This is a genomic window from Paraburkholderia sp. J76 (genome assembly GCF_905220295.1).
GTDB lineage: Bacteria > Pseudomonadota > Gammaproteobacteria > Burkholderiales > Burkholderiaceae > Paraburkholderia.
Genome location: NZ_CAJMZJ010000034.1, coordinates 1 through 6,668 on the forward strand (window position 1 = coordinate 1; position 6,668 = coordinate 6,668).

5 protein-coding genes are annotated in these 6,668 nt (G+C 65.0%); 3 read left to right on the forward strand and 2 right to left on the reverse strand.

What is annotated here, in order from left to right; translation table 11 throughout:
• Window positions 1–327: 327 nt before the first annotated feature.
• Window positions 328–1,701: an LLM class flavin-dependent oxidoreductase gene (locus U5768_RS31725; RefSeq protein ID WP_322034276.1), complete on the reverse strand. Its 1,374-nt coding sequence runs from the start codon at window positions 1,699–1,701 to the stop codon at window positions 328–330.
• A gap of 126 nt (window positions 1,702–1,827) precedes the next feature.
• Window positions 1,828–2,739, reverse strand: coding sequence for a DMT family transporter (locus U5768_RS31730; RefSeq protein WP_322034277.1), 912 nt, complete (start codon window positions 2,737–2,739; stop codon window positions 1,828–1,830).
• Between the two features lie 119 nt (window positions 2,740–2,858).
• Between U5768_RS31730 and U5768_RS31735 the strand changes: the two genes are divergently transcribed.
• From U5768_RS31735 to U5768_RS31745, 3 genes are all read left to right on the forward strand, one after another.
• Window positions 2,859–3,773 carry a LysR family transcriptional regulator gene (locus U5768_RS31735; RefSeq protein ID WP_322034278.1) on the forward strand — a complete coding sequence of 305 codons (915 nt, stop codon included), beginning with the start codon at window positions 2,859–2,861 and terminating at the stop codon, window positions 3,771–3,773.
• Between the two features lie 128 nt (window positions 3,774–3,901).
• Window positions 3,902–5,299: a dihydrolipoyl dehydrogenase gene (locus U5768_RS31740; RefSeq protein ID WP_322034279.1), complete on the forward strand. Its 1,398-nt coding sequence runs from the start codon at window positions 3,902–3,904 to the stop codon at window positions 5,297–5,299.
• Between the two features lie 50 nt (window positions 5,300–5,349).
• The gene (locus tag U5768_RS31745) at window positions 5,350–6,330 is read left to right on the forward strand and encodes a zinc-dependent alcohol dehydrogenase family protein (protein ID WP_322034280.1); all 981 of its coding nucleotides are present in this window, start codon (window positions 5,350–5,352) and stop codon (window positions 6,328–6,330) included.
• The last annotated feature ends 338 nt before the right edge of the window (window positions 6,331–6,668 follow it).

Here is a 6,668-nt window from a genome sequence, read left to right on the forward strand (position 1 = left end):
CGAATGGCATAACAGAAAGCAATCAGGATGCCTGACTTCTCCCCAAGGCGTGACATGCCCACCGGTTTCCTTTGCAGACCGGGCCGCTGCGCGCGTAGCGAGCAGCGGGAACGGATGAGTGCTGTGTCACTGGCGGGAATGGTGCGAGGTGACAGACGCTCCGGAGCCACTGGCGTGAACGGCCAGAGATGAATAATGGCGGGCGCTGGCGGTGTGAGCGGCTTTCTTTGCCTACTTTCTTTGCCGCTGCAAAGAAAGTAGGTGCCGCCCCGCACAGGGGCAACGCTTGCAGACCACCGCGAAAACAAGTAAAGGCTAAAAAAGCACTCAACCCACATCAACAACCCGCCGATACCCCGCCCCCGCATGCCGCTGCGGCAAAAAACCCCCCTCCCCAAACAACTTCTCCCTCAAAGTCCCCACCGCATACCGCGTCTTATAGCGCCCGCGCGCCTGCAACTCCGGCACCACGAGATCCACAAAATCCTCATAGCTCTCGGGCACCACGGTCCGGCTCAAATTGAAACCATCCACATCGGCCTCATCGATCCACGCCAGCAATTCGTCCGCCACCTGCGAAGCACTGCCAACGATCGCCGGATAGCGCCCACCGAGTTCGAACATCTCAAGCAGCTTGCGCCGCGTCCACCCATGCTGCTTCGCCGTCCGCGTGGCGGATTCGATCGCGTTGCCCGGCGTGTAATCCACCGGCGCATCGAGATCGTATTGCGCGTAATCGATGCCCGTGCTCGACGCGAAATGCGCCAGCCCCGCCTCGCGGCTCGCATACTGGCGGTAGTCGGCATACTTCTCACGCGCTTCGCGCTCGGTCGCGCCCGGCACCACCGCCGCGCCCACGAACACCTTCACGTCGTCGGGCCGGCGGCCGGCCTGCACCAATTGTTCGCGCAATGCCCGCACCGTCTCGCGCGCAGCCGCGCGGCTGGGCGGCGAAATGAACACGCATTCGGCGTGACGCGCGGCAAAGCGCTGCCCCCGTCCCGAACTGCCCGCCTGGAACAGCACTGGCGTGCGCTGCGGCGAAGGCTCCGCAAGGTGATAGCCATCCACACGATAGTAGCGACCGGCATGCTCCACGCGATGCAGTTTCGCTGGGTCCGCGAAAACACGCGCGGCCTTGTCGCGCCGCACGGCGTCAGCCTCCCAGCTACCTTCCCAGAGTTTATAGAGGACTTCCAGGTATTCGTCCGCGCGGTCGTAGCGTTCGTCGTGCGGCAATTGCTGTTCGAGCCCCATGGCGCGCGCCGCGCTGTCCAGATAGCCCGTCACGATGTTCCAGCCAATGCGGCCTTGCGTGAGGTGATCGAGCGTGGAAAAGCGCCGCGCCAGCAAATACGGCTGCTCGTAAGTGAGGTTCACAGTCACGCCAAAGCCCAGATGCTCCGTCACCGCTGCCATCGCCGGCACGAGGAGCGTGGGGTCGTTCACGGGCAACTGGATTGACTCGCGTAACGTTACGTCCACGTCGCGCCGATAAACGTCGTACACGCCCACGATATCGGCGAGAAAAAGGCCGTCGAAGAGCCCGCGTTCCAGCGTGCGCGCGAGATTCGTCCAGTACGCGAGCGTGCGGTAGTCGGTCGAACGGTCGCGCGGGTGCGTCCACAGTCCGTGATTGATGTGCCCCACGCAATTCATGTTGAACGCGTTGAGCAATATGGGTTTGCTGGCTTTTGCCATCGTCAGGCTCTCTCCTGCGGCGTTGATTGGGTTCAAATGTCCAATCGCCCATTGAAACAGCCTGCGTCCCGATCCCCTACCAGTTAATTCGCAATTGCATATCAGCTTTGCGGAGGTGAACGCGCCCTATGCTTTCACCGCATCCTGCATGTCGGTCTGGGGCTCGCGCTTGAGCGCGAAAAGCGCTGCCGCAACGATCAGCATGCCGCCGATCCACGCGGGCACCGTCAGTCGTTCGCCCAGCCACACGCACGCAAAGAGCGCGCCGAACACGGGCTCGCTGCCCATGAGCAATGCCACTCGCGTGGGGCTGCTGCGGCTTACGGCGTAGTTCTGCACGAAGAAGGCGAACAGCGTGCAGCCCGCCACGAGATAGATCACGCTGCCCCAGAACACGCCGTGGCCGTGCCACGGCGGCAACGGCTGCCACTGACCGGGCGCGACAGTCAGCGCGAGCGCCGCGCAACCCATCGAAACCACGGCCGATTGCACCGCCGTCACCGTGAGCGGCGGCACAGCGGCCGCCTTCATCACGCGCTTGACCGCGCAGGTGGTCACCGCGCGCAGCAGCGCGGCCAGCACGACCAGCAGGTCGCCGGGGCTCGCCGCGACATGGCCGCCCGTCAGGAGCAGCGCGCCAAGCAGCGACACGCCTGCCGCCACCCATTCCACGGGACGCGGCGCGCGCTTGAGCCACGCCCACTCCACGAGCGGCGTAAGCACGACGCACAGGCTGATGAGGAACGCGGCATTCGAGGCGTTCGTGAGCGACACGCCAAACGTCTCGGCCAGAAAGATGCCGAGCAACAACAGGCCCGCGCCGAACACGCCGAGCCGGTCGCGCCACATCACATGACGCAGCCCGCGCAGCGCGGGAGAAAGCAGCGCGAACGTGATGCCAAAACGCAGCGCGAGCAGGCCCAGCACCGGGTACACGAGCAGCGCGCCCTTCACGACGCCGTAGCTCGTGCCCCAGATGAGCGCGACGGCAACGAGCAGCAGATCGACGGTGCGGGACGAACGGGTCAGGGCATTCATGGGGCGCGGTTGCAGATGAGTCGGTCAGGAACACATTGTCCGATAATGCTTTCGCCGCGATAATCCGCTTGAACGGAACATCATTTATGCTCCGGATGCACAGATGAATTCACGCCGCCATGAACCCGTCCGACCTTCTAACCGTGCTGCCCGATCTCGCCACCTTCGCCCGCGTGGTCGATGCCGGTAATTTCTCGCTCGCGGCGCGCCAGCTCGGCAGTACGCCGTCCACGGTGAGCCGCCAGATGCAGCGGCTCGAACGCGCGCTCGGCACGCGGCTTCTGGAACGCTCCACGCGCAGCCTGCGGCTCACGGAATCGGGCGCCGAGGTCTACCGCCACTGCGCGGACATGGTCGAAGCTGCCGCAAGCGCCGCGCAGGCCGCCAGCCGCCTTACGGGCCGTCCGCATGGCCGCGTGAGCATCAGCGCGCCCATTTCGTTCGCGCAAAGCGTCATTCATCCGCTGATTTCCGGCTTTCTGCGCGCGTACGAGGAAGTCGCGGTGCAGCTCGTCTTCACCGACCGCGACGTCGATCCGGTGCGCGACAGCGTCGACATCGTGATTCGCCCCACGCCCACGCCGCCGCCGGGGCTCGCGGCGCGGCGGCTGGGCACGCTGCAGTGGATGCCGTGCGCCTCCCCCGCCTACCTGCGTGCGCGCGGCACGCCGAAGCACCCGAAGGACCTCGCTCGCCACGACTGCCTCTATCTCGGCGAAACGCCCGACGACAATCGCTGGACGTTCCGGCGCGGCGCACAAACGCAAGCCGTCGAGGTGAAGGGCCGCTATATCGCCAACGACGTGGGCGCGCGGCGCGATGCGGCGCTCGCGGACTGGGGCATCGCGAGCCTGCCCGAATTCGCCGCGGCGGACGCGCTGCGCGATGGCCTGCTCGTGCGCGTGCTGCCCGAGTGGTCGCTGGAGCCGCGCGCCTATAGCGGCCCCGTGTGGATGCTTTATCCGCCCAACCGCTTCCTGCCCCCGAAGGTGCGCGTGCTGATCGATTGGCTCGCGCAGCACATGCCCGAGTGATCGACGGGCCGCCTCTCCGGCCGTGAGACGATCGGGCATGAACTTGAGCAGCGCCGACATTCACCCGCGCGCGTGGAACTCCTACACTGGGTCATGGAAACGAATGCATGAACCTTTGAGGAAACACGATGCAAATCTTGCAAACGGATGTCGCTATCATCGGCGCCGGCACGGCTGGGCTCTCCGCTTATCGCGCTTCGAAGGCGGAAGGTGCGCGCGCAATTGTCATCGAAGGCGGCGCCTATGGAACGACGTGCGCGCGCGTGGGCTGCATGCCCTCGAAGCTGCTGATTGCAGCGGCCGAAGCCGCGCACGCGGTGAGCATGGCGCCGCGCTTCGGCGTGAACCCGCTCGGCATGAAAATCGACGGCCGGGCCGTCATGGCCCGCGTGCGCAGCGAGCGCGACCGGTTCGTCGGTTTCGTCGTCGACGACGTGCTCGCGCTGCCGGAAGCGGACCGCCTGGTCGGGCATGCGCGCTTCATCGACGACGGACTTGTTCAGGTGGGCGAACACACGCGGGTACACGCAAAAAGCATCGTGATCGCCACGGGCTCGATACCGACGATACCCGCATCGCTCGCGGGACTCGGCGAGCGTCTTATCGTCAACGACGACGTATTCGCGTGGGAGGACCTGCCGCGCAGTGTTGCCGTGGTCGGTGCAGGCGTGATCGGCCTGGAAATCGGCCAGGCGCTCGCGCGGCTTGGCGTGCGGGTTACGTTGTACGGCGGCTCGCATGGCAGCGTGGGGCCGTTCACGGACCCGCTTCTGATCGCCGAAGCTCACCGCGTATTCGGCGCGGAGCTGCACTTCGAAACACAGGGACGCGTGGTATCGGCGGCGCGTAGCGATGCGGGCGTGACGCTGCGTTACGCTCGCGCCAATGGAACGGAGTCCGAAGCAACGTTTGATTACGTGCTTGCCGCAACGGGCCGCCGCCCTGACGTGGCGAACCTTGGCCTCGCGAATACCTCGCTAGAGCTGGATGCGCATGGCTTGCCACGCTTCGACCCGGCCACGCTGCAAGCCGGCGCCGCGCCGGTATTTATAGCGGGCGACGCGAACGACGTGCGGCCGTTGCTCCACGAAGCCGCCGACGACGGCCGCGCAGCGGGCCGTAATGCAGCGCGCTTTCCCGAGGTCGAACCCGTTGCGCGCCGCGCGGCGCTCGCCATCGTTTTCTCCGATCCGCAGATCGCCATGGCTGGCAAGCGATATCGCGAACTGGCGGCGGACAGCTTCGTGACGGGCGCCGTGAGCTTCGAGGACCAGGGACGCAGCCGCGTGATGCTGAAGAACCACGGCCTGGGTCACGTCTACGTGGATCGCGCGACACGGCGCTTCGTGGGCGCCGAATGGTTCGGGCCGGCGGCGGAACATATTGGCCACCTGCTCGCGTGGAGCGTGCAGATGGAACTGAGCGTGGACGACATGCTGGCCATGCCGTTTTATCACCCGGTGGTGGAGGAAGGCCTACGCACTGCGCTGCGCGACGCCGCCTCGAAGCTGAAGCACAAGGGCTAAGCCGATTTTCCCTGGTTATCCTCTCTAACTCGTGACCACACACACCAAAAATGAAAGCGCTAGTTCTCAGCCAATACGATGGACCTCTCGAACTCGCGACGCTCGATCGCCCGCAGCCGCAAACGGGCGAGGTGCTCGTGCGCATTCATGCGGCGGGGCTTAATCCACTCGATGTGAAGATTCGCGCGGGCAAGGCCGATCATGCGAAGCATCCGCTGCCGCTCGTGCTCGGCATCGACACGGCGGGCGTGGTCGAAGCAGTAGGCGCGGGCGTGACGCGTTTCGCGCCGGGCGACGAGGTGTACGGCATGACGGGCGGCGTGGGCGGCATTCAAGGCACGCTGGCCGAGTACGCCGCCGTCGACGCGGATCTCCTTGCGCGCAAGCCCGCGAATCTTTCGATGCGCGAAGCCGCCGCGCTGCCGCTTGCGTTCATTACGGCGTGGTCGGGTATCGTCGATCGTGCGCATCTGGCTGCGGGGCAGAGCGTGCTGGTTCAGGGCGGCGCGGGCGGCGTCGGGCACGTGGCCGTGCAGATTGCGCGTGCGCTCGGCGCGAGTGTGTTCGCGACGGGAAGCGCGCGCAATGCGGATGTGATCGCTCGATTAGGCGCGACGCCTGTTGACTATGGGGCGCTGAGCGTCGAGGAGTATGTTCAGGCGCACACGGCGGGTGCGGGCTTCGATCTTGTGGTCGATACCGTGGGTGGGAAAACGCTCGATGCTTCGTTCGCTGCGGTCAGGCACTTCGGGCATGTGGTGAGCGCGCTCGGGTGGGGTACGCATGCGCTTGCACCGCTGTCGTTTCGCGAGGCGACGTATTCGGGGGTATTCACGCTTTATCCGCTGTTGAGCGGGAAGAATCGCAGGCGTCATGGGGACATGCTTGGCGAGGCGACGCGGCTCGTCGAGGCGGGGGTACTCGCGCCTCGGGTCGATGCGCGGCGGTTTGGGATCGCCGAAGTTGAGTGTGCTTATCTTGCTGTCGGCGATGGTAGTGCCGCTAGTAAGGTTGTTGTTGAGGTTTGTTGATGTGGTTTGAGTGTTTTTTTTTAGCCTTTACTTGTTTTCGCGGTGGTATGCCAGCGTTGCCCCTGTGCGGGGCGGCACCTACTTTCTTTGCGGCGGCAAAGAAAGTAGGCAAAGAAAGCCGCTCACACCGCCAATGCCTGTCACCATTCACCTCGCACCACTTTAGCCAGTGGCTCCGGAGCGTCTGTCACCTCGCACCATTCCCGCCAGTGACACAGCGCTAATCCGTTCCCGCTGCTCGCTACGCGCGCAGCGGCCCGGTCTGCATGGGAAACCATGCGGGCGCGGCAATCTTCGCAGAAACTTTGGCCTACTGATGTTTCTCGGTTATGCCTTTC